Raw genomic sequence first — 21,794 nt, 5'->3', positions numbered from 1 at the left:
CTAAGGCAGGTTAATGGGGCAAAGGTCGCAAAGAAATTAATATCTCAGCTACTGCTGTTGAAAGTGAAGGGTGGAGATAGGCGTTTAGGGGCTGTTTTTTTGAAATTAGACCTAAAACGGTTTTTTTGGCTGATGCCTTGGGTTTGCGGCTTGTCTGTGGCTTTATGGGCTGAGTTGTTTCATCTTTGGCGGTAAGCGCTCACGGCCGCGGGGCCCCGTCTTCCCCTCTCGCAAGCCCTTGCGGCCAAGGAATGCAGCTTCTTCTTGGTGTACGTCTTTCTTTAGCCACAAGCGAGGCGCTCGAAGGAAAGACTGGAAATGGGATCTTCTAACTTGGAGGCGCTGCTTTGACTTTATTGCTCATACTGCTTTCTAGACTGCAAACAGAAGATGCCTCCTTTGTGGTGATTCCTTACATCTTAAAGCTTCCTTCGTGATCTGCGCGCATTTTGTCCCCCTTTGAAGGGGGTAGGGGGATGACTACTCCTGCTGAACCATCTCCCAGCCGTTATTGGCCTTCTCTACTAAAGAACTTAGACTGCGTCAACTTTTGCCAATGGTGAGTTCCAGAACTGTGCGAGATGCCCAAAGGTTATAGGGAGGCGTTTAGGGGCTATTTTTGGAAAAACAGGCGCTAAACAGAAAAGCAGCCACTTTTCAGGGACTGCTTTTCATCAGACAAACATTAAATAACCAGAGGCTAAAGAAGGTCCTCATCAGCGAAGCTGTAGTAGCTGCTGTCGGTGAAGATGAGGTGGTCCAGGATGGGCAGGTCCAAGACTTTGCCGGCTTCCTGCAGTTTCTTGGTGAGCGAGATGTCGGCGGCGCTGGGTTTCAGCTGGCCCGAGGGGTGGTTGTGCACCAGAATAATGGCGCTGGCCAGGTTCTCCAGGGCGTGCTTGAAGATGAGCTTGGGATCTGCCACGGTGCCGGCCACCCCACCGCTGCTGATCTGGATTTTCTTCATGATGGTGTTGGCGCGGTTGAGCAGAATGATCCAGAACTCCTCGTGGGGCAAATCCAGCAGGTGCGGCCGTATGTAGTCGTAGATATCTGTGGAGCAGGTGATGCGGGTTTTTACGGCGGGGGCGGCCTCTTTGCGTCTTCGGCCCAGTTCCAGGGCGGCCACAATGGAGATGGCCTTGGCTTCGCCGATGCCTTTGTGTTTCTGCAGTTCCTTGACCGTGAGGCGGGCCAGCGCGTTCAGATCATGGTCTACGGCTTTCAGAATGAGTTTGGCCACGTCTACGGCACTGAGGCTGGGCGTGCCGGAACCAATCAGGATGCCAATCAGCTCGGCGTCTGAGAGGGCGGCGCGGCCTTTGAGCAGGAGCTTCTCCCTTGGGCGGTCTTCTTCGGCCCAGGATTTGATGGAAAGCGGGGCGGCGGCGTAAACGGTAGACATGCGTTTAGAGCTTGTTTTCTGGGAATTAGGCTAAAATTGTCTGTACAAGCTTAATCCTGGGTAAATAGTTCATCGGGGTAAGGGAATTTCCCGTACATGACTCGTTGTTGCTACATACATTTGTCGCCTTTGTTCAGCCTTCATAATTCCTGCTCTTTATATGACCCGATTGATCATCACGCTTATATTAGTATTATTAATAGATATCTATGTTTTTCAGGCCGTAAGGACGGTGGCGGCGGCTTGGGCGCCGGGTGCCCGCAAGGCCGCATACGTCGTTTACTGGGGTATTAGTCTTTTCACGCTGGGTACCTTGCTGCTGGCCCTGCTTACCCGCGGCACGGCACCCAACCCGGTGCGCATGCAGGTGGCCAACGTGCTGTTCATTCTGTTTATCTCCAAGCTGGTGGTGGTGCTCTTCCTGTTCCTGGATGACCTGGTGCGGCTCACGCAGTGGCTGTCTAATGCCCTGCGGGGGCCGGAGCAGCCTAAGTTTAACCTCTCGCGTCACAAATTCATGAGCCAACTGGCCCTCTTCATGGGAGCCATTCCGCTGGGGACCTTGATCTGGGGTATGGTGAAGGGAGCCTACTCGTACCAGGTGAAGCGGGTAACGCTGCGGTTTCCTAATCTGCCGGCGGCCTTTGACGGATTCAAGCTGCTGCAGATCACAGACATGCACTCGGGGAGTTTCCATTCGGGGGAGCCGCTGGAGGAAGCTGTGGCGCTCATCAACAAACAGGCCGCCGATGTGGTGGTGTTTACCGGGGACATTGTGAACAATGTGGCTTCAGAGGTGGAGCCGTATGTGCCAACCCTGGCCAAAATAAAGGCCCCCGGCGGGGTGTATTCCATCTTAGGCAACCATGACTACGGCGATTACGTGGAATGGCCCAGCCGTGACGCGAAGATCCACAACCTGAACACCCTCAAAGAACACCACCGCCGCGCCGGCTGGGACCTGCTGCTAAATGAGCACCGGGTCCTGGAGCGGAACGGGCAGCTGATTGCGCTGTTGGGTGTAGAGAACTGGAGCACCCGCATGAACTTTCCGCGGTACGGGAGCCTCTCACGGGCCTATGCAGGTACAGAGGAGTTGCCGTTTAAAGTGCTTCTCTCCCATGATCCCTCGCACTGGGACGGGGAGGTGAATACCCATTACCAAGACATTGACCTTACGCTGTCTGGCCACACGCATGGCATGCAGTTTGGGGTAAACATCCCCGGTTTTAAGTGGAGCCCGGTGCAGTACGTATACAAACAGTGGGCAGGCCTGTACCGGAAAGGACGGCAGTATCTGTACGTGAATGTGGGGCTCGGTTTCTTAGGCTATCATGGCCGGGTGGGGTTCCTGCCAGAAATCACCGTGTTTGAGTTCAGGAGAGGATAACTGCCAGTTGAAATCCGGCCGTCATAAAAAAACATCTCTAAGTATTTTGGGTTAAGTACAAATCCTGTTTAGGGGCTGTTTTTCGAAAAACAGCCCCTAAATAGGATTTTATGCTGGTGAGGTTGTTTTTGTGGCTATTGATGAATTTTGGTTGGTATTAGTTAAATGCAATTGATCTATAACCTGCCTTTTGCGTCTGCGTACAAATGCGGGAACAAGCTGATACTCTTGGCGTCAATGTTCCAACAAAAGAAGAATACTATGAAAAAGCAGATGTTAATGATGATGGCGGCAGGAGCCTTGGCTTTTTCCGCATGTCGTGAAGATGCCGGCACTTCCACTGAAACACAGGAAAACGATAGCAGTACCCCAGATAATGCCGCCGGCGAAACCAGTGACAGCACCACCTCCTTCAACTACGAGGCAGAATCACGCGACAGAGTGAACCGCATGTCTTCCCAGATCTCGCAGGACCTAAGTCTGGATGAGGCCACCCAGGCCCGCATCCGTACGGTGATGTACAACCGCGCCCGCCAGATGGATGAACTGGAAACCCGGTTCAGCAGCACCAACAACAGCGCGGGGATGGCCGCAGACAGTAGCAGCGACATGAGTGAAGACTTGTCTACTGAGGGCGGTTCCATGATGGACAGCGGCGCGGCCATGCAAAGCACCATGCAGGTAACCGGTTACCCCAGTGATTATCCCACCCAGTACTATGAGGAAATGGAGTCCATCAACTCTAACGTAGACACCGAGATCAAAGGATTCCTGACCCCGCAGCAGTTTAAGATGTATGAGGCTAACCGCCAAAAATACTACGGTTCAGAAGCCAAATACAAGGCCCAGGACGGTTCTAAATTAAAAGTAGACGGTGACGAGGCCAAACTGAAAGCTGGTGAAACCAAGGTAAAGAGAGACGGCGATGAGGCGAAACTAAAAGCCGGTGATACCAAAGTGAAGCGCGACGGAGACGAGTCTAAAATCAAGACCGAAGATGCCAAACTGAAACGGGAGAGCAACGAAGTGAAATACAAGTCAGGCGACACTAAAATAAAACTGGAGAACTAACCGTTCTCTAACTATCTTTGAAAGGCTTGCCCGTAAGAAAGGCAAGCCTTTTTCATGGCCTTTTCTGCCCCTTCTGTTTTCTATGAGTAAGCGTTTCTGCTTTATATTCTTTTTGGTAGTTGCTCTGCTGGTTTGGCAAGAGTCTTTGGCGCAGGTAACGGTCCATCACGTATGGGTAAGTGGGCAGGTGCTGCGCGAAGACACTAAAAAACCAATTGCGGGAGTATCGGTTTACCAGAAGAGCACGGGGCAGGGCCTGGCCACAGACGCGCAGGGCAGTTTCAGGATTAAGATGCCGTCTACAGATACGCTGGTGTTCAGGGCGCTGGGGTTTCAGCAGAAATATTACGTGCCTGCCTTGCGCAGTGTCACAGAACTGCGGGTAAACGTGCTGCTCAAAGAAGAGAGCGTGCAACTGCGGGAGGTGAAAGTGTCGCCGGCCTCGCCGGAGAAAGTGGACCGCGTGCTGCGGAACATGAAGCCGCGCCCCGCGCCGCCCAAACCCAGAATGAACGCCACGGTGCCCCGCATTATCATTCCACCCAGCGTACCTAGTCCGCCAGATGTGTTCTCCAGCCCCCTCAGTTTCCTGTATGAGCAGTTCTCCAAAGAAGGGCGGCAGCGCAGCCGTGTGGCAAAGCTCATGGAAGAGCGGGAACGGCAAAAGGCCGCCGAACGGCTCATCATCAGGCAAGACTCCATCCGGCAGGCCCGGCTGCGGTACAACCGCTTCTTCAGAGACACCACCAGTTTCTATGACCCTAGGTGGTAAGCAGATACAGGGGGAATCGGGAGGTCTTAAAATTTTTGGCTACCTTTGTGCCTGATTCTAAGGAGTCAAACACACAAGAGATAACCTATGTATATCAATAATATCATTGAGGCCATTGGCAATACCCCGCTGGTAAAACTCAACCGCGTGACAGATGGCGTAAAAGCCACGGTGCTGGCCAAAGTAGAATACTTTAACCCCGGCAACTCTGTAAAGGACCGGATGGCCCTGCGCATGATTGAAGACGCTGAGAAAGCGGGTATTCTTAAGCCGGGTGGCACCATCATAGAGGGAACGTCCGGTAACACGGGGATGGGATTGGCCCTGGCCGCCATTGCCAAAGGGTACAAGTGCATCTTCACCATGTCTGACAAGCAGAGCAAAGAGAAGATAGACATTCTCAAAGCGGTGGGTGCCGAGGTGATGGTTTGCCCTACCAACGTGGCCCCCGAGCATCCGGATTCCTATTACTCGGTAGCCAAGCGCCTGAACCAGGAAATCCCCAACTCGTTCTACCCCAACCAGTACGACAACCTTTCCAACTCCGCGGCCCACTATGACACCAGCGGACCCGAGATCTGGAAACAGACAGATGGAAAGATTACCTGTTTTGCCGCTGGGGTAGGTACCGGAGGAACCATCTGCGGGATCTCAAAATACCTCAAAGAGCAAAACCCAGACCTCAAGGCAGTAGGCATTGACACCTACGGCTCCGTGTTCAAGAAATACAAGGAGACCGGCATCTTTGACGAAGAGGAAATCTATCCTTACGCCACGGAGGGTATTGGGGAAGACATCTTGCCTAAAAACGTGAATTTCGACCTTATTGATACCTTCATTAAGGTAACTGATAAAGATGGGGCCATCATGACCCGCCGCTTGGCCAAAGAGGAAGGTCTGTTTGTGGGCTGGTCCAGCGGTTCGGCGGTGCACGGCGCCCTGGAGTACGCCAAGGAGCATCTCACGGAGCACGATACCCTAGTGATTGTTCTGCCTGACCACGGCACCCGCTACCTGGCCAAGATCTACAACGATGACTGGATGCGGACCCAAGGTTACCTAGACTAATTTTCTGTTTTTGGCTCGTTTTTGGAAAAACAGCCCCTAAACGGCCACTTGCGCTTAGAGCAGGTGGCCGTTTTAGTTGAATCATCCGTCTGAAGATGAGTTTATTGTGTCTGGAAGGGTTTTGAGGCGGGTAACTTTACAAACCGATGGTCGTTTTAAGCAGATTGAGCGTTACAAGATGATAGTACCACTACTCTTTCAGATTCCTTTCCGTACCTCTGCCGGTGATGCCGGGGAGATTTCTGGGTTGCAGAGCCTGATGCTGGTAGGAGAACTACTGGTGGTCACCGCTTACTTGTTAGGGGCGGGGGCGCTGTTTTATCTGGCCATGAAACGTGATGACAAGGAGCGGAGGCTCATCACCGTTCTGTTGGGGATCATCGCCTTGATGGGAGCAGGCGTGCACCTGCTCAGCTTTTTGGGAGATAACATCTCTGGTGAGTTACAGCTTTTGCTCCGGTTATTTTATGGCGTAGTGGCGCTGGGGGCCGCCATTCTGTTGTTCAAAGCCATACCAGGTTTATTGGCTATTCCCAGCCAACGGCAGCTTGAAATGACAAACGCCCGCTTGCGGGAACAGATAGAGGAAAAAGAGAGAGCCCAGATAGCGCTTCGCGAACACCAGCAGGAGCTGGAGCAGCGGGTGCATGACCGAAGTGCCCAGCTGGTTGCCGCCAACCGCGAACTGGAGCGTGAGGTAGAGAACCGCAAAAGCGCAGAAAAACAGCTGATCTTCAAGAACTACGAGCTCGTCAAGAAAAACGCAGATCTGGATGATTTTGTCTACTACGCTTCCCGCGACCTGAAAGGGCCCGTGCTGAATGTGAGCGGACTGGTAGAGGCCATTAGGGAAGAGCTTCCGCCGCACCACCAAGAACTCAACCACTTATTCGCCCGGTTAGATGATTCTGTGTCCAGTATTCACCGTAAGCTGAACAACCTGGCCGAGGTGAGCCGTATCCAGAAGCCGGTAGACCCCGGGCAGTTGGGAATGATTTCCTTTGCCCAGGTGTTAGAAGAGGTGAAAGGGAGAATGCCGGAGGTGAATTGGGACACAGATGTTTCGCTGGAGACCGATTTCTCGGCTGCGCCGGAAGTTTTCCTTTCCAGGGATAACCTCTATAGCCTGCTCCGCAATCTCATTTCAAATTCAATCAAATACCGTGAGCCTCAGCGGCCGCTGCGCATTTCGCTCTCATCTGAGCTTCAGGCAAAATCCCTTGTTTTGAAAGTGCAGGACAACGGCATAGGCATGGACCTGAGCCAGTACGGGCAGCATTTGTTTTCGCTGTTCCGGCGGTTCCATGACCACGTGGAGGGCAGCGGTGTGGGACTTTATATTATTAAACGCATCATGGACAACAATCGTGGCAAGGTAGAGGTAGAGAGCACCTTAGGGGAAGGCACTACTTTTCTGCTGTACTTTGTGAACCATGATCAAGACACCGGAGAACGGGTATGAAAAAATTAGAGGGCATTTTGCTCATTGACGACGACGATACAAACAATTTTCTCAACAACCGCCTTCTCACCAGAATGCAGGTAACGGAGAAGATCAGAGAGTTCCGGAACGGGAAACAGGCTTTTGACTACCTCTACAGCGTTAGCCAGAACCACTATGACACTAATGCGCCAGAATATTTCAAGCCAGCGCTCATTCTACTGGATATTAACATGCCGGTGATGGATGGATTTGAGTTCCTGGCCTTGTTTGAGAAACTGAACGAAGACTTTCGCAAAGACGTGGTGCTGGCGTTGCTTACCACCTCAGAACACAACCAGGACACCGAGCGCGCCGCCGCCAGCAACATTGCCTACCTCACCAAACCACTCACCACAGAGAAGGTGCAGCAGTTGCTGGATATGTATTTTTAAGCAAACAAGGCTTGTTCTTCCTCCAGAAAGGAGGAGCAAGCTTGATTGAAAAAGATCAGGGGCGTTTAGGGGCTGTTTTTCCAAAAACAGCCCCTAAACGCCCCTGGTCTTTTTACTTGCCAGTGCTATGCGCGATCAGAAGTCGTACTTCAGGAAGATGTGCACCATCACGCTCATGCCCGCCAGCACCAGGCCAATGCCAATCAATCGTTCAGAGGATTGCTGCGTGGCGTTATTGCGGCTTCGGACTGCTTTCCCCAGTAAGGCGCCAATGGCAAAGGCCAGCATAAGCGGCAGGCTCTTGTCCCAGTTGATATGCCCCAGCCAGTAGTGGGAGGAAATTCCGGAAAGGCTCGTGATCACCAGTATGAAGAGCGAAGTGGAGATGGCAATCTGGGACGGAATTCTGAAGGCCCTGATCATGATGGGAGTCTGTAGAAAGCCGCCGCCAATCCCGAACAATCCCGCCATGGTGCCCGTGCACAATCCGAAAAGAGCCATCAGGCCCCCATTCAATCGGTAGGCCAGGTGCTTCGGGTGGTTCTTCCTGATGAAGGAGGTAGGCATCCGGTTGAGGCGGTACATCATGCCCCGCTGGCGTTTTTGCTCCTGTTTATAAGTGCCCAGCATGTAAACTCCCACCGCCAGCACAAACACCGAGAACAGGATCTGCATTTGCAGAACCGGGGTATAGGCTACCAGAAAAGCCCCAATCACGGTTCCTACCATGGCGGGGAACTGCAGGAGGGAAGCCACCACATAATCAATGCTTTTCTCCCTGAAATTAAAAAAGGAGGAGACTAGCGCCGCCGGCAGCAGGGCGGTCATGGCGGTGCCAATGGCCAATTCAATGGGAAACTGAAACAGGATGATCAGGATTGGTACCATGAATACCCCGCCCCCAAAACCGATGAGGGTACCAAAGGTGCTCACCACAATCCCGACTATAAAAAGTAGTATCTCTGTTAGCAAGTTTTCCTGTTGGTATGGGTAGGGCAGAGCCGGTATTGAAGTAAGTAGATTGACAATAAAGTATTTTAAAAGTCTCTCAAAAGGCAAAGTGTGCGCCAGGGGAGAGGCAGGGGCGTCTTAATGCTTACTGTCTTCCACGGGAATAGTTGCTGCGGTTCCTCCTCAATAGGGAAAAGCGGACCTGAGCGAAGGTAGCGTTTGCGTTTAGGGCCTCTTTTTCAAAAAACGGCCGCTAAACGCAAAAGCACAATTGCTGTCCTGAAATTTACAGATGGTTATTTCTCCGCACTGGTGACGTCTGCAAACCGGAAGTGCTGCCCGTCAAACAGACCTTTGTCTGAGAGCTTGAGGGCCGGAATCACCAGCAGCGCCATAAAAGAGAGCGTCATGAAGGGAGAGGTGAGCGTGCTGCCCAATTCTTTAGCGGCGCGGTCTAGCTGGCTGTACTGCTGGGCCACCCAATAGCCATCCTGACCTGACATGATGCCCGCCACGGGTAACGGAAGCACTTCTTCTCGGGCACCGTCTACCGCAGAGATACCGCCCTTGGCGGCAATGAGCAGGTTCACGGCGCGGCACAGGCTTTCATCGTCGCAGCCTACGGCGATGATGTTATGCGAGTCATGCCCCACGCTGGAAGCAATAGCCCCCCGTTTCAGCCCGAAGTTCTTGATGAAGGCAATGGCCGGCTCCGTGTTCTGGTAGCGGTTCACTACCGTCATCTTCAGGACATCCTGCGCCACATCACTGACTAAGTTGCCGTCTTCCACCTTTGGGTCTAGAAACAGCTCGCCGGTAATTAGTTGGCCGTCATAAGGTTCAATCACGCGTATTTTTGTGGCATGCTGGGCCGGTAATTTGAACTGCGCCACGGTCTTAGGCTCCGCCTGGAAATTGTTGATAACGTCACTTGGGGTGAAGGCAATCTTGCTTTGCCCGTTCTCCGCCACCAGTTGCCCGTCAATGTAGGTTCTCAGGACCGTAAAATCTTCCAGATTGTCAACCACGATAAAATCGGCGGGGTCTTTTTCTTGGAGCAGGCCTACTTCCAATCTATAATGCTGCACGGGGTTGACGCAGGCGGCCTGTAGCACGTGGAACAGGTCATGCCCTTTGGCCAGCGCACGTTTCACCAGCTCATTGATGTGACTTTCCACCAGGTTGTCTGGGTGTTTGTCATCTGAGCAGAACATGATCTTGTCGGGGTGCTCGGCCAGTAATTCTATGAGGGCCTCAAAGTTTTTGGCAGCGCTCCCCTCCCGGATCAGGATCTTCATGCAGGCGGCCAGTTTGTCGCGGGCCTCATCGGCGGTGAAACATTCGTGGTCGGTGGTCATGCCGGCGGCGGCGTAAGCCTGGGCTTCCTGGCCGCGGAGGCCGGGGGCGTGGCCGTCTATCTGCTTGTCAAACTTTTGGGCGAGGGTGATTTTGCGCATCACCAGTTCATCCTGGTTCAGGACGCCGGGCCAGTTCATCATCTCGGCCAGGTATTTCACCTCCGGTTTCAGGAACAGCTCCTCAATGTCTTCAGGGGTGATTTCGGCCCCGGCCGTCTCAAAAGGAGTGGCCGGTACGCAGGAAGGGGCCCCGAAGTAGAATTTGAAAGGCACTTTCCGGCCGTTCTCCAGCATATACTCCACACCTTTGAGCCCAAGCACGTTGCCAATCTCGTGCGGGTCTGAGACGGTGGCCACGGTGCCGTGCGGCACGGCCAGGCGGGCAAACTCAGAAGGCACCAGCATGGAGCTTTCCACGTGTACGTGTGCGTCTATGAACCCCGGCAGCAGGTACTGTGTTTCGGCCACAGGCTCCCGCACAACGCGTGAAATATGCCCATCCGCGATTTCCAGGGTGCCTGAGTAGATTTCCTGCCGTAGGACATCTATGATGTTACCGCTCACTTTGAAGAATCTGGGTGTAGCCATGGTGCGTTTCTGAGGTGTTTTTGAAAAAATAGGCCGGAAACAGACGGGTGCGTAAAAACCCGTAGCGGTTCCGGCAGAATACGTGTATCTTTGCCGTCAAAGTTAATGGTTTTGAGAAAGATTTTTTCCCTAGGGTTGCTGTGGTGCTTGCTGCTGGGAGCGGTAAGCCCGGCCTGTACGCGTAAATCCACGTCCTTGAGTAAGAAAACCAAAAGTTTCCAGCGCCAACAGCGCTCGGGCAAGGGAATTCCCTGCCCTACCAAAGATTGCTAATCCAAATTACCCTAAGGCACTGGTATGAAGAAGATTGTTGTAGCCCTTGACGGGCACTCTTCGTGCGGCAAAAGCACCACCGCCAAGCAAGTGGCCCAAGAACTGGGCTACGCGTACATAGACACCGGCGCCATGTACCGGGCCGTTACCCTCTATTTCCTGGAGCATTACGTTGACCTCACCAACCCTAAGAAAGTGCAGGAAGCGTTAGATAACATTGAGGTTACCTTCCATAGAAATCCTAAAACCGGCCGCAATGAAGTGTTCCTGAACGGCCTGAACGTGGAAGACGAAATCAGGAAGATGTACATCTCCGAGAAAGTGAGCGAGGTAAGCGTGCTGGCTCCTGTGCGGCACGCCATGGTGGCCGAGCAGAAGAAAATGGGCAAGCGCCGGGGTATTGTGATGGATGGCCGCGACATTGGCACCGCCGTTTTCCCAGATGCCGAGGTGAAAGTGTTCATGACCGCCGATGTGGAGACCCGCGCCAAACGCCGCCAGGAAGAGTTGCTGGAGAAAGGCCAACTGGTGCCGTATGATGAGATTGTGGAGAACCTGCAGAAGCGGGACCATATTGATTCTACCCGCGCCGAAAGCCCGCTGCGCCGCGCCGAAGACGCCCATCTGCTGGATACGTCCCACATCACCATTGACGAGCAGGTAGATTTCGTGCTGGATTTAGTGGCCTCTGCCTTACTGCAAAAAGAACTCGCTGACTAAACAGATTGTTAAGAAAGAGAGTAAACAGAAACGTCTCCCCATGTGGGGGAGGTGCTCTGTACTTACACTAGAACTCGTGTCTTTTATATGAACGTAACCATAGATAAGAATTCAGGCTATTGTTTTGGAGTGGAGTTTGCCATCCAGATGGCGGAAGATGAGCTGGAGGAAGTACCTGAATTGTATTGCCTGGGAGATATTGTGCACAACAGCATGGAAGTGCAGCGTTTGTATAACAAAGGGTTGCGCATCATTGACCGGGAACAGCTCCAGGAACTGCGTGACTGCAAAGTCCTGATCAGAGCCCACGGGGAGCCCCCTGAAACGTACGAGACGGCCCTCAAAAATAATCTGGAACTGATAGACGCTTCCTGCCCCGTGGTTCTGAAACTGCAGAACCGGGTAAAACACGCCTATGACTCTGCCAAAAGCCACAACGGACAAATTGTGCTGTACGGGCAGCAGGGCCACGCCGAAGTCATTGGCCTGGCCGGGCAAACCGGTAATGAGGCTGTTGTGATTACCACAGAGGAAGACTTGGACCAATTGGACTATACCCGGCCAATCACCCTGTTTAGCCAGACCACCAAGAGCACCAAAGGCTTTTACCGCATGAAAGAGCTTATTGAGGAGCGGGTGGCAGCGGTTAAGGCAAGCGGCATAGAGGTACTGGAACTTGACGCCAATGACAGCATCTGCCGTCAGGTTTCCAACCGCGAGCCGCAGCTAGACAAGTTTGCCCAACAGCATGATGTGGTCATCTTTGTAAGCGGCAAGAAAAGCTCTAACGGAAAAGCCCTGTACGCGGTGTGCCAACGGGTGAACCCACAGAGCTATTTTGTGGAGAACGCCGATGAACTGGACATGGAATGGTTTAAGAACGCCAGTTCTGTAGGCATCTGCGGCGCCACGTCTACCCCCATGTGGCTCATGCAACAGGTGGCGGACGCCATTCAGGCCCAGCACCCGGTAGCGGTGTAATCCTTAAACTAAAACATTAGAAAACCAGTATATTTGAAAGCCCCGGCAACGGGGCTTTCCCATTCTCTGTGTATGAAAAAACTCTTACGCTATTTCCTGAACGGCTTCCTGATTGTAGCTCCCATCAGCCTCACGGTATACATCATTGTGGCCATCATCAATTGGCTGGATGAACTCTTCTGGCTGAAGTACCCCGGGTTAGGGCTGCTACTCATTATCGCTTTGGTCACGCTGGTAGGGTTCATTGGGTCGTCTTTCTTTGTGAAACCGTTTCTGGTGCTTACAGAGCGCATCTTGAGCCGCCTGCCGCTGGTAAACATGATCTATTCTTCACTCAGAGATCTGTTTGATGCCTTTGTGGGCGAGAACCAGAAGTTTAACCAGCCGGTGCTGGTGAAAATGACCCAGTATAATGATACGTACAAGTTGGGCTTCGTGACACAACTTACCATGGAATCGGTGCACCTCCCAGATAAAGTGGCGGTGTATTTTCCGCACTCCTACAACTTCTCCGGGGAGCTTTTTCTGGTGGCCCGCGAGAACGTGACGTATCTGGAGATCCCTAGCAGTGAAGTTATGAAGTTTGTGGTGTCTGGCGGGGTGTCAAAGCTGTAATTCCGGTGGTCTGGGGGTAAGCACCATCAGCTATATTCTAGTTAGAACATGCGAGCCGTTTAGGGGCTGTTTTTCCAAAAACAGCCCCTAAACGGCTCACGTGTTTCAGGTGGCTTTGTCTTTAAACAGGAGATAAAGCGGTTATTAGAACCGGAAAGTCGTGGGGTTGTAATATATTTAGCGCTCAAACTATGTTGTGTGCTGAACAAGAAGCCCTAAGCTGAACAACTGTTGGGCATGGCCCTTCTTGTTTAAAAGAAATGTCCCCTATGAAACACCTCCTTGTTGCTTTCCTTAGTTTCCTTTCCATCTGTTCAACCGCCCAAACCAAAAAAGAGCCAACCAAAGCCGCTGCTGAAAACAGTGCCGATGCCCCCGTAGCCTTAACCTGGGAAGTGGTAGAGGAAAAACACCAGGGCAAGAACCAGACGCTCTCCGTACTTACGTTCAAAAACACGGGAAAATCTCCGTTGCCCGCCACCGGCTGGACCATCTATTTCCACGGCACGCCTTCTTTCAAGCCGAAAGACTCCAATGCCCCTATCCAAATAGAACCTATCAACGGAGATTACCTCAAGCTAATGCCCACCACCGGGTTCAAAGAATTGGCGGCCGGGGAAACGTTAAGAGTGGAGTTGGTGGCTGCCGGACAGATTGTGAATGAATCAAGAGCACCCAGAGGGTTTTACCTGGTCTGGGACAAAGACAAATCCAAGGGCTACACCGTCCAGAACCAAATCATTAAACCCTCCAAGAACATGGTGGGCTGGACTACCCCCCAAGACATTTACGGCCGCAACAGCGGTATAAAAGACGTGCCGGCCAATGAGCTTACCAAAGTGTTTCCTACGCCGGCGCAGTACAAAGAAACCGGACAAGCCTTTGCCCTTACGGAGGCTGTTCCGGTGGTAGCAGATCAGGCATTCCAACGTGAAGCGTCCTTGCTGGCCACCCGCCTGAACACCATTTTTGGGAAAAAGCCGGAAGTGAAAACCTCGGGCGCGGGAAAGGCTATCCGCTTGCAGAAGAAAGAAGGACTCGGGCCCGAGGCCTATGAGTTAACGGTTAGCCCGCAGGAAATTGTGATCTCGGCCTCCGGCCCGGCGGGTGCTTTCTACGGCACGCAGTCTTTACAGTCGCTGCTACCGGCTTCGGCCTTGGCCAGCAAGCAGACTTCCGTGGCGGTACCGGGAGTGCAGGTGAAAGACGAGCCCAGGTTCGGGCACCGGGCGTTCATGATGGATGTGGCCCGCAATTTCCAGAAGAAGGCCCAAGTGCTGAAAGTGCTGGACCTCATGGCGCTCTACAAACTGAACGTGCTGCATTTCCACCTGAACGACGACGAAGGCTGGCGCATTGAGATTCCCGGCTTACCGGAACTGACGCAGGTAGGCGGCCGCAGAGGGCATTCAGAGGGCGAGAAGAACTTCCTGCAACCGTCTTACGGTTCCGGGCCCGAGGTAGACAAGAGCAGCGGCAGCGGCTTTTATACCAAAGCTGATTTTGTGGAGATCCTGAAATACGCCCGCGATCGCCACATCAGAGTAATTCCCGAGGTAGAAACGCCCGGCCACGCCCGCGCCGCCATCAAGTCTATGGATGCCCGCTACGAGCGCCTCATGAAGGAAGGCAAGAAAGCCGAGGCCGAACAGTATCTGCTCCGCGATCTGAACGACCAATCGGTGTACCGCTCTGTGCAGTACTTCAATGACAACGTTATGAACGTGGCGCTGCCGTCTACCTACAACTTCCTGGAAAAAGTGACCGATGAGCTGCTGGCCATGTACAAAGAAGCCGGAGCGCCCATCAGTACCATCCACTTCGGGGGCGATGAAGTGCCCAGAGGGGTCTGGGAAAAATCGCCGGTGGTGCAGCAGTTGATGGCTAAAGATTCTAAGGTGAAAACCATTGATGACCTGTGGTACTATTTCTTCGGGAAATTGAATGACATGCTGAAGGCGCGGAGCCTTTACCTGTCCGGTTGGGAGGAAGTGGGCCTCAGCAAGGTGAGAACGAACGGGAAACTGAGCTACGTGGCCAACCCAGACTTCGTGAAAGAGAATTTCCACGTAGATGTCTGGAACAACCAGGGCGCCAACCTAGATCTGCCGTACCGCATGGCCAACGCTGGGTATAAAGTAGTCTTGACCAATGTGAGCCACTATTACCTGGACCTCGCTTACCAGAAGGAATACGATGAGCCCGGCCTGTACTGGGGCGGCTACACAGACGTAGACAAAGGGTTCTATTTCATTCCTTTTGACTACATGAAGAGCATTAAGGTAAACGATGACAACCAGCCGCTCACCTCTACCGCCGCCTTCTCTGACAAAGAGCAACTCAGACCCGAAGCCCGCGCCAATATTGTAGGTCTGCAAGCCCCACTATGGAGCGAAATGGTCACTACGCCAGAACGGTTTGAGTACATGCTGTTGCCCAAGCTGCTGGGGTTAGCGGAGAGAGCCTGGTCACCGGATCCTGCCTGGGCTTCTAACCCGGAGTCGGCGCAAAGCAAAGCCGCCTACGCGCAAGCCTGGTCTGCTTTTGTGAACGTGCTGGGCAAACGCGAGCTGCCTAGGTTGAACTACTACGCGGGCGGCTTCAACTACCGCATTCCTACGGCAGGGGCCGTGGTGCAGAACGGGGAGGTACTGGCCAATGTGCAGCTGCCGGGCATGACCATCCGGTACACTACCAACGGGGAAGTACCCACGGCCAAAAGCAAAATCTACACAGGCCCCATCGCGCAGAAAGGAACCATTAAACTAGCTGTGTTTGACCCCGCCGGACGCATGAGTAGGGTAACCACGGTGGAGAACAAGTAAGTACTCGCTATCCGTGTTTGCTCCTGGTCTTTAGGAGTGATGAAATCGGCCTGAATAAAATTTATCTACCTAACCGTTTAGGGGCTGTTTTTAGAAAAGCAGCCCCTAAACGGCTTTTCATCTGCAGATAAACGTAAAAGGTAATTTTCCATCTGAAAGCGAAAGAACTGTGCCCACCATCCAGCTGAAATCTTCCAAACTGCATTACCGTGTCATGGGCAACGGGCCTAAGGCGCTGCTGGCGTTTCATGGATACGGGCAGGAGGGGCATTATTATGATGCCATGGCGCGTACCCTGCACCCAGAGTATACCGTTTATGCCGTTGATCTTTTCTTCCATGGGCAAAGCACCTTGAGCAAAGCAGACCTGCCGCTGTCTAAGAAGAAACTGCAGGAGTTTATCCAGGAACTGCTGGCCAGGGAGGAAATAAACCGGTTCTCGGTGATGGCGTTCAGCATGGGCGGTAAGTTCGCGCTTACGGTGCTGGAGAGGTTCCATGCGCAGATGGATGAATTGTACCTGATTGCCCCAGACGGCATCAGAACGCATCTGCTCTACAGCATCGCCACCTACCCAGGCTGGTTGCAGGGGTTGTTCAAACGTATTGTTTTGCGGCCTACCCGCTTTTTCAAGACCCTTAGCTGGCTGGAACGCAGACAGTGGGTCAACTCGGGGTTGGTTAAATTTGCCAACTGGCAGATGGACTCGCCCCAGAAGCGCCTGCGCGTGTACCGCAGCTGGACCGGTTTCAGCAAACTTACCTTTGATACCCGCAGCATAGTGCGGCTCCTGAACCAGAGTAATATCCAGGTTACCATCTTCCTGGGGAAATATGACCAGATCATCTCCCAGAAACGGCTGCAGGTATTCCTGAGCGCTTTAAAACGGCATAAACTGGTGGTGTTGCAGACCGGGCACACCAATTTGCTGTACACGGTAGCTACCTGGCTCCGGAAGCACCGTACTTCCCAGACAGCCAACTGAGTTTCTTTGCGTATACCGCTTAAGGGAGAGTTCCGTTTTAAGCGTAGTTTTGCCAGAACGGGTCAGAGCTAGATGCGCCTAATTGGCGGCGGGAGCTTCTCTGCTACCTAGACACAGTACAATCTAACACTATGAAATTTCCTTTATCTCTAAAAATGGGGGCCAGCCTGCTGGTGCTCTTGGGCCAACTGGCTTGTTCGTCTAACTCTGGTAAACCAGATGCCCAGGAGGAGGGGGAGCGTACCTCCGCCGCCGCCCAAGACACGGTTTCAGAAGAAGTAACCGAGCAGCCTGCCACCGATGCTGACCTGGCCAAGATCACATTACCAGATGGCTTCCAGATCAGCTATTACGCCCGCAACGTGGTAAACGCCCGTTCCATGGCTCTGGGGCCAGACGGTACCCTCTATGTGGGCTCCCGCGATAAGGGCAGCGTGTACGCCTTGCCAGACAAAAACAAAGACGGCAAAGTAGACGAAATCATTACCATTGCCTCCGGCCTTAAAATGCCCAACGGCGTAGCGCTGCGCAACGGGGCGCTGTACGTAGCTGAGATCAGCCGCATTACCCGCTATGACAACATCGCGGAGAACCTGAAGAACCCGCCTGCGCCCAAAGTCATTTATGATAAATTCCCTACCGAAGAACACCACGGCTGGAAATACATCGCCTTTGGGCCAGATGATAAGCTGTATGTGCCGGTGGGGGCGCCTTGTAATATCTGCCTCAGAAAAGAACCGGTGTTTGCAGCCATCAACCGCATGAACCCAGACGGATCTGGCCTGGAGGTGTTTGCCAGCGGCGTGCGCAATACCGTGGGCTTTGACTGGCATCCGCAAACCAAAGAGCTCTGGTTCACCGACAACGGCCGTGACCTCATGGGCGATAACATGCCCCCAGATGAACTGAACCGCGCCCCTAAGAAGGGCATGCACTTCGGGTACCCGTTCTGCCACGCCGGCGAGACTCTAGACCCTGAGTTTGGCAAAGGGAAAAACTGCGCCGACTACACCGCGCCCGTGCAGAAGCTGAACCCACACGGCGGTACCTTGGGCATGGAGTTCTATACCGGCAACATGTTCCCGGAGATGTATAAAAACCAGATCTTCATTGCGGAGCACGGCTCCTGGAACCGTTCAGAGAAAATTGGGTACCGGGTGAGCTTGTTCCGTACCGATGCCCAGGGCAAGTCCAGTTTTGTACCGTTTGCCGCCGGTTGGCTGCAGAATGGCAAGGAATGGGGCCGCCCGGTAGACGTGGAGGTAATGCCAGACGGCTCTCTGCTGGTCTCTGATGACATGAACGATGCCATTTACCGCATTACCTACACCGGCAACAAGTAATTCCGTTTCTGGCTTCTTTTTCACAAATTGGCTCAAAAACAGCTAAGCATTGGCATATGAAGAAAGACCGTGCTGAAAAAAGTATCATTGGGAGAAGGGAGATGGTAGATTTCCCGGAGTTGGAGCTGTATGAGATAGAAGCCAAGGTAGACACCGGGGCCTACACCTCCTCCATCCACTGCAACAACATCCGGGAGGTAGATTTACCCAACGGGCAACGCGCCATCCACTTTGAACTCCTGGACGAGAACCACCCGGCTTACAACCACAAAGCGTTCCAGTTCACAGATTTTGATCTGCGGAGTGTAAAAAGTTCGTTTGGCGATGTACAGGAACGCTACGTTATCCGTACCAAGATTCTTATCCATGGGCAGGAGGTAGAGACAGAGTTCTCCCTCTCAGACCGCAGCGACCTTAAATATCCGGTCCTTTTGGGCCGTACGCTGCTCCGGAAACGTTTCATTGTAGACGTGTCCAGGAAAAACCTGTCGCTCAAGGCCAAAAACAAAACCAGGAAAAAAAGTAATTCACCCAAGAATCCGCCCTTATGAAAATTGCGATCCTTTCTCGCAACCCCAAATTATATTCCACCCGCCGGTTGGTGGAAGCCGCCCAGCAGCGCGGGCACGAGGCCGTGGTGCTTGACCATTTGCGCTGTGACCTGGTCATGGAGAAAGGCGACCCGCATATTCTCTACAAAGGCGAACTGCTTACTGGCATAGATGCCATCATTCCCAGAATTGGGGCTTCGGTTACGTTTTACGGAACGGCCGTGGTGCGCCAGTTTGAGATGATGAAGGTAAAAAGCGTGGTGGCCTCGCAGTCTATTGTGCGGTCCAGAGACAAACTCCGCAGCCTCCAGATCATGGCACGGGCGGGACTGGGCATGCCCAAGACAGCCTTTACCAACTATTCCAAACAAGTCAAAGAACTGATCACGGAAGTGGGCGGTGCCCCGCTGGTAATTAAGTTGCTGGAAGGTACCCAAGGTCTGGGCGTGGTGCTCGCGGAAACCCAGAAAGCCGCTGAGTCTGTGATTGAAGCCTTCCACAACCTCAAGGCCCGTATCATTGTGCAGGAGTTCATTGCCGAAAGCAAGGGCGCCGACATACGTGTGTTTGTGGTGAACGGCGAGGTGGTGGGCGCCATGAAGCGCCAGGGCAAAGAGGGCGAGTTCAGGTCTAACCTGCACCGCGGCGGCAGTGCCAGCCTCATTAAGCTTACCCGCGCAGAGAAAGCCGCCGCGCTCATGGCTGCCAAGTCTCTGGGGCTGGACGTGGCCGGTGTAGACATGCTGCAATCTAAACGCGGGCCGCTTATTCTGGAAGTGAATTCCTCGCCGGGGCTGGAGGGCATTGAGAAAGCTACCCAACAGGACATTGCCGGTAAAATCATTGAGTATACAGAGTTGCTGGTGAACAAAGGCAAGTCTAAGAAAACCAAACAAAACAAGACCCCAGATGGCGGAGATGACCATCAATGACATTCCCATTTATCCTGGGGATAATATTTTAGTTCGGCTTAACATTTCCAGGCTGCCCAGCGGTACCGCCATTGACATTCCTATCCACGTGTTCAGGGCGCAGGAGCCGGGCCCGGTGCTGCTGCTCATGGCGGGTATGCACGGAGACGAGGTCAACGGCGTAGAGACCATCCGGCGCATGATCAGGCGCAATATGCTGCAACCCCTGCGCGGAACGGTGCTGGCCATTCCCATCCTGAACATCTACGGTTTCCTGAACTTCTCCCGCGAGGTACCGGACGGGAAAGACGTGAACCGAAGTTTCCCGGGGAACGCCAAAGGCTCCTTGGCCAGCCGGGTGGCGGCACGCTTCACCTCAGAGATACTGCCGTTGGTAGACTATGGCATTGACTTCCATACTGGCGGCTCCAGCCGATCAAATTTTCCGCAGATACGCTGCGAGCTGGAAGGCGAGGGCAATGAGCCCTTGGCGCAGGCCTTTGGCGCTCCGTTCATCCTGGATTCAAAGCTGCGCCCGGGGTCTCTGCGCAAGGAAGCTTCTAAGTTAGGTAAATCCATCATCGTCTACGAAACCGGTGAGTCGCTCCGGTTTGATGAGGCGGGAATCAATCTGGCCATGGAGGGGGCCGTGCGCGTGATGCACCATCTGGGCATGGTGGAAAACAGCGTTCCGGCGTCTCAGCCCTCGGTGGTATGCCGACATACGTCCTGGATCAGGGCCCGGAGGGCCGGGCTGTTCCGCAGCTTCGTGAAAAATGGGCAGGCCATCAGCCGCGGGCAGCAGGTAGGAGCCGTTTCAGATCCGTACGGCTATGCCACCCATCCCATTGCCTCACATGTAAGCGGGTACGTGATTGGGATCAACAACATGCCGGTGGTAAACCAAGGCGACGCCATCCTGCACATCGGGTATTAGTGGCCAGATCGGCCAACTGCCGAATAGCCTAGCTTCCTGGTGGTTTTGCTACTTTGGGGCAGATTCCGGAAAGAGAGCCCCTAAACGCATTTCAGCTGCGGATGAGTGAAGCTGTAGTAGCATAAAAACGGAAGGCCCCTCTACCAATCAGTAGAGGGGCCTTCCGTTTAGCGGCTCTTTTTCCGGAATCTGCCTTAAACCAGCAATCTTAGAAAATGGCCCGGGCTACCGCCGCGGTGGCCTCAGATTTACTCATGGTGTAGAAATGCAGGCATGGCACGCCAAACTCCACCAACTCTTTGCATTGCTGAATAGTCCACTCAATGCCTACCTGTTTCACCTCGGCCGGGGTTTTGGCGGCCTCCACGGCATTCACCAGATCTTCGGGCAGGTCTATATTAAAGTAGCGGGGCAGTACGTTCAGTTGGCTTTTGGTGGTGAGGGGCTTCAGGCCCGGAATAATGGGAACTTTGATGCCCACGGCGCGGCAGGCTTTCACAAAGTCGCAGAATTTCTCGTTGTCAAAGAACATCTGCGTGATGATGTACTCGGCTCCTAAGTCTATCTTGTGTTTCAGGTACTTGAGGTCGGTGGCCAGGTTGGGTGCCTCTACGTGTTTTTCGGGGTACCCGGCTACGCCAATGCAGAAATCAGTGGGTACGGGGTTTTCCATCTCCTCGTCCAGGTAATGGCCGTGGTTCAACTGCACCACCTGCTGGATCAGATCTGAGGCATGGGCGTGCCCGTCTTTATGCGGACGGAATCCAGGTTCGGTTTTGACGGCATCGCCGCGCAGCAGGAGCACGTTATCAATGCCCAGGAAGTTGAGGTCCATGAGCGCGTTTTCGGTTTCCTCTTTGCTGAAGCCCCCGCATATGATGTGCGGCACCGCATCTACGTGGTACTTGTTCATGATGGCCGAACAGATACCCACCGTGCCGGGCCGCTTCCTAATGGTGATTTTCTCCAGCAAGCCATTCTCGCGCTCCTTGAACACGTATTCCTCGCGGTGATAAGTCACGTTGATGAACGGCGGCTTGAACTCCATAAGCGGGTCAATGCCCTCGTAGATAGACTGGATGCTGGTGCCTTTCACCGGCGGCAGAATCTCAAAGGAGAAAAGGGTTTTGTCTGCGTTCTGTAAGTGCTCAGTAACTTTCATTGACGTAGTGTCG

The 21,794-nt window shown here is 53.4% G+C and carries 18 protein-coding genes and 1 pseudogene; 15 read left to right on the top strand and 4 right to left on the bottom strand.

Annotated features, from left to right (window positions below; translation table 11 throughout):
• Window positions 1-700: 700 nt before the first annotated feature.
• Window positions 701-1,405 carry a RadC family protein gene (gene radC / locus EFA69_RS10130; protein WP_123132965.1) on the bottom strand — a complete coding sequence of 235 codons (705 nt, stop codon included), beginning with the start codon at window positions 1,403-1,405 and terminating at the stop codon, window positions 701-703.
• A gap of 160 nt (window positions 1,406-1,565) precedes the next feature.
• On the opposite strand from radC, the gene EFA69_RS10125 reads away from it, so the two are divergent.
• From EFA69_RS10125 to EFA69_RS10100, 6 genes and pseudogenes are all read left to right on the top strand, one after another.
• Window positions 1,566-2,795 carry a metallophosphoesterase gene (locus tag EFA69_RS10125; protein WP_123132964.1) on the top strand — a complete coding sequence of 410 codons (1,230 nt, stop codon included), beginning with the start codon at window positions 1,566-1,568 and terminating at the stop codon, window positions 2,793-2,795.
• 261 nt (window positions 2,796-3,056) lie between these two features.
• The gene (locus tag EFA69_RS10120) at window positions 3,057-3,866 is read left to right on the top strand and encodes a hypothetical protein (protein WP_148041324.1); all 810 of its coding nucleotides are present in this window, start codon (window positions 3,057-3,059) and stop codon (window positions 3,864-3,866) included.
• An 82-nt stretch (window positions 3,867-3,948) separates the two neighbouring features.
• Complete coding sequence (locus EFA69_RS10115; RefSeq protein WP_123132962.1) at window positions 3,949-4,638, top strand: carboxypeptidase-like regulatory domain-containing protein; 690 nt, start codon at window positions 3,949-3,951, stop codon at window positions 4,636-4,638.
• Between the two features lie 87 nt (window positions 4,639-4,725).
• Window positions 4,726-5,703 (top strand): annotated as a pseudogene (locus EFA69_RS10110) (PLP-dependent cysteine synthase family protein); the annotation flags it as partial.
• A 181-nt stretch (window positions 5,704-5,884) separates the two neighbouring features.
• Entirely contained in the window at window positions 5,885-7,168 is a 1,284-nt protein-coding gene (locus tag EFA69_RS10105; RefSeq protein WP_123132960.1) for a sensor histidine kinase, read from the top strand.
• Window positions 7,165-7,581: a response regulator gene (locus EFA69_RS10100; RefSeq protein ID WP_123132959.1), complete on the top strand. Its 417-nt coding sequence runs from the start codon at window positions 7,165-7,167 to the stop codon at window positions 7,579-7,581. Before EFA69_RS10105 ends, EFA69_RS10100 begins: the two co-directional genes overlap by 4 nt.
• Window positions 7,582-7,716: 135 nt before the next feature.
• Here EFA69_RS10100 and EFA69_RS10095 read toward each other — a convergent pair whose 3' ends face one another.
• Together EFA69_RS10095 and ade are read right to left on the bottom strand one after the other, a co-directional pair.
• Window positions 7,717-8,553: a sulfite exporter TauE/SafE family protein gene (locus EFA69_RS10095; RefSeq protein WP_123132958.1), complete on the bottom strand. Its 837-nt coding sequence runs from the start codon at window positions 8,551-8,553 to the stop codon at window positions 7,717-7,719.
• A 275-nt stretch (window positions 8,554-8,828) separates the two neighbouring features.
• Window positions 8,829-10,478, bottom strand: a complete 1,650-nt coding sequence (gene ade, locus EFA69_RS10090; protein ID WP_123132957.1) for an adenine deaminase — start codon at window positions 10,476-10,478, stop codon at window positions 8,829-8,831.
• Between the two features lie 297 nt (window positions 10,479-10,775).
• Here ade and cmk point away from each other — a divergent pair, with 297 nt between their 5' ends.
• From cmk to EFA69_RS10045, 9 genes are all read left to right on the top strand, one after another.
• Entirely contained in the window at window positions 10,776-11,471 is a 696-nt protein-coding gene (cmk, locus tag EFA69_RS10085) for a (d)CMP kinase (RefSeq protein WP_123132956.1), read from the top strand.
• An 87-nt stretch (window positions 11,472-11,558) separates the two neighbouring features.
• The gene (locus EFA69_RS10080) at window positions 11,559-12,452 is read left to right on the top strand and encodes a 4-hydroxy-3-methylbut-2-enyl diphosphate reductase (RefSeq protein ID WP_123132955.1); all 894 of its coding nucleotides are present in this window, start codon (window positions 11,559-11,561) and stop codon (window positions 12,450-12,452) included.
• A 72-nt stretch (window positions 12,453-12,524) separates the two neighbouring features.
• On the top strand, window positions 12,525-13,067 hold the full coding sequence (locus EFA69_RS10075; protein ID WP_123132954.1) for a DUF502 domain-containing protein: 543 nt from the start codon (window positions 12,525-12,527) through the stop codon (window positions 13,065-13,067).
• A gap of 269 nt (window positions 13,068-13,336) precedes the next feature.
• The gene (locus tag EFA69_RS10070; RefSeq protein WP_245964539.1) at window positions 13,337-15,892 is read left to right on the top strand and encodes a family 20 glycosylhydrolase; all 2,556 of its coding nucleotides are present in this window, start codon (window positions 13,337-13,339) and stop codon (window positions 15,890-15,892) included.
• Window positions 15,893-16,061: 169 nt separating this feature from the next.
• Window positions 16,062-16,877: an alpha/beta hydrolase gene (locus EFA69_RS10065; RefSeq protein WP_245964538.1), complete on the top strand. Its 816-nt coding sequence runs from the start codon at window positions 16,062-16,064 to the stop codon at window positions 16,875-16,877.
• A 131-nt stretch (window positions 16,878-17,008) separates the two neighbouring features.
• A complete protein-coding gene (locus EFA69_RS10060; RefSeq protein WP_123132952.1) occupies window positions 17,009-18,220 on the top strand; it encodes a PQQ-dependent sugar dehydrogenase in 1,212 nt (403 codons plus the stop codon).
• A gap of 56 nt (window positions 18,221-18,276) precedes the next feature.
• Entirely contained in the window at window positions 18,277-18,771 is a 495-nt protein-coding gene (locus EFA69_RS10055; RefSeq protein ID WP_123132951.1) for an ATP-dependent zinc protease family protein, read from the top strand.
• On the top strand, window positions 18,768-19,703 hold the full coding sequence (gene rimK, locus EFA69_RS10050; RefSeq protein WP_123132950.1) for a 30S ribosomal protein S6--L-glutamate ligase: 936 nt from the start codon (window positions 18,768-18,770) through the stop codon (window positions 19,701-19,703). Before EFA69_RS10055 ends, rimK begins: the two co-directional genes overlap by 4 nt.
• Window positions 19,681-20,619: a succinylglutamate desuccinylase/aspartoacylase family protein gene (locus EFA69_RS10045; RefSeq protein ID WP_123132949.1), complete on the top strand. Its 939-nt coding sequence runs from the start codon at window positions 19,681-19,683 to the stop codon at window positions 20,617-20,619. Before rimK ends, EFA69_RS10045 begins: the two co-directional genes overlap by 23 nt.
• A 208-nt stretch (window positions 20,620-20,827) precedes the next feature.
• Here EFA69_RS10045 and metF read toward each other — a convergent pair whose 3' ends face one another.
• The gene (gene metF, locus EFA69_RS10040; RefSeq protein ID WP_123132948.1) at window positions 20,828-21,781 is read right to left on the bottom strand and encodes a methylenetetrahydrofolate reductase [NAD(P)H]; all 954 of its coding nucleotides are present in this window, start codon (window positions 21,779-21,781) and stop codon (window positions 20,828-20,830) included.
• Window positions 21,782-21,794 lie beyond the last annotated feature (13 nt).

Origin of the sequence: Rufibacter immobilis (genome assembly GCF_003721565.1) — a bacterium.
Lineage (GTDB): Bacteria > Bacteroidota > Bacteroidia > Cytophagales > Hymenobacteraceae > Nibribacter > Nibribacter immobilis.
Note: the sequence above shows the minus strand (reverse complement) of the source record. Positions and strands in the feature narration are given on the sequence as shown.

Coding starts and splice junctions, on each gene's coding strand:
- EFA69_RS10045 (WP_123132949.1), top strand. CDS start 19,681: ATGGCGGAGATGACCATCAATGACATTCCCATTTATCCTGGGGATAAT.
- cmk (WP_123132956.1), top strand. CDS start 10,776: ATGAAGAAGATTGTTGTAGCCCTTGACGGGCACTCTTCGTGCGGCAAA.
- EFA69_RS10055 (WP_123132951.1), top strand. CDS start 18,277: ATGAAGAAAGACCGTGCTGAAAAAAGTATCATTGGGAGAAGGGAGATG.
- radC (WP_123132965.1), bottom strand. CDS start 1,405: ATGTCTACCGTTTACGCCGCCGCCCCGCTTTCCATCAAATCCTGGGCC.
- ade (WP_123132957.1), bottom strand. CDS start 10,478: ATGGCTACACCCAGATTCTTCAAAGTGAGCGGTAACATCATAGATGTC.
- rimK (WP_123132950.1), top strand. CDS start 18,768: ATGAAAATTGCGATCCTTTCTCGCAACCCCAAATTATATTCCACCCGC.
- EFA69_RS10100 (WP_123132959.1), top strand. CDS start 7,165: ATGAAAAAATTAGAGGGCATTTTGCTCATTGACGACGACGATACAAAC.
- EFA69_RS10120 (WP_148041324.1), top strand. CDS start 3,057: ATGAAAAAGCAGATGTTAATGATGATGGCGGCAGGAGCCTTGGCTTTT.
- EFA69_RS10060 (WP_123132952.1), top strand. CDS start 17,009: ATGAAATTTCCTTTATCTCTAAAAATGGGGGCCAGCCTGCTGGTGCTC.
- EFA69_RS10115 (WP_123132962.1), top strand. CDS start 3,949: ATGAGTAAGCGTTTCTGCTTTATATTCTTTTTGGTAGTTGCTCTGCTG.
- metF (WP_123132948.1), bottom strand. CDS start 21,781: ATGAAAGTTACTGAGCACTTACAGAACGCAGACAAAACCCTTTTCTCC.
- EFA69_RS10105 (WP_123132960.1), top strand. CDS start 5,885: ATGATAGTACCACTACTCTTTCAGATTCCTTTCCGTACCTCTGCCGGT.
- EFA69_RS10070 (WP_245964539.1), top strand. CDS start 13,337: ATGAAACACCTCCTTGTTGCTTTCCTTAGTTTCCTTTCCATCTGTTCA.
- EFA69_RS10075 (WP_123132954.1), top strand. CDS start 12,525: ATGAAAAAACTCTTACGCTATTTCCTGAACGGCTTCCTGATTGTAGCT.
- EFA69_RS10125 (WP_123132964.1), top strand. CDS start 1,566: ATGACCCGATTGATCATCACGCTTATATTAGTATTATTAATAGATATC.
- EFA69_RS10080 (WP_123132955.1), top strand. CDS start 11,559: ATGAACGTAACCATAGATAAGAATTCAGGCTATTGTTTTGGAGTGGAG.